A 707-nucleotide genomic window follows, 5' to 3' on the forward strand; every position below is an offset into this window, starting at 1 on the left:
GGGATCAAGGTGCCGGGCTGGCCGGCGCTTCAAGCTGATCCAACGCCTTGTCCACCAGCAACTGACACAACTCCACCAACTGATGAATCCCCAGCGCCACGCTGCGCCGCGTGCCCTCCACTTCAAACGCCAGGTCCTCGGCCATGATCTTGATCGAGGCCAGGGTTTCGCAAGTGCTGGTCAGCAGCGTATCGGTGTCGGCCTTGGCGGTAACGGAGAACAGGCTATCGATGCGTGGATCGGTACTGGGCTTTGGAGGCTTTGGGTTGAGGTAATGATCGAGGGCCCGATCGGCGGCGGCTCGGTCTTTTAGCAGGTCTTCGATGGCGTCGAATTCTGCTAGGGGGTTTGTTCTGTTGAAGTTCGGTTCTATCTTCTTTCCTTCGTTCATGTGCACGCTCCTGATGAAATTGGAGCCGTCACTCGCCGTTATGGTCGTGAGGCTTACGACCCTATTAATTTCAGGTTCCCACTCCTGGTCACTGTTTTGCAGCGACAAGGAAAAGATTAGAGAGCCCACTTCCGAGCGGCAACCCTAAAAAGCTGTGGGATGTTTCGTTTCGAGGCCGGTGATCCTTCCGACGCTAATGAACGACTCATCCCTGTTCCTGGTGACGCAAACCCCGTGGCGAGGGAGCTTGCTCCCGCTGGGCTGCGCAACAGTCCTTTTCAGAATTGTGTGTATATCCGTTTTTTTGGTAACGGCT

At 55.7% G+C, this 707-nt stretch carries 1 protein-coding gene; it reads right to left on the minus strand.

What is annotated here, in order from left to right; translation table 11 throughout:
* Positions 1 to 4: 4 nt before the first annotated feature.
* Positions 5 to 391 (minus strand): DUF6124 family protein, encoded by a 387-nt coding sequence (locus tag OC610_RS28400; protein WP_264433045.1) that lies wholly within the window; start codon positions 389 to 391, stop codon positions 5 to 7.
* Between the last annotated feature and the right edge of the window lie 316 nt (positions 392 to 707).

This window comes from Pseudomonas agronomica, from assembly GCF_025917275.1.
Lineage (GTDB): Bacteria > Pseudomonadota > Gammaproteobacteria > Pseudomonadales > Pseudomonadaceae > Aquipseudomonas > Aquipseudomonas agronomica.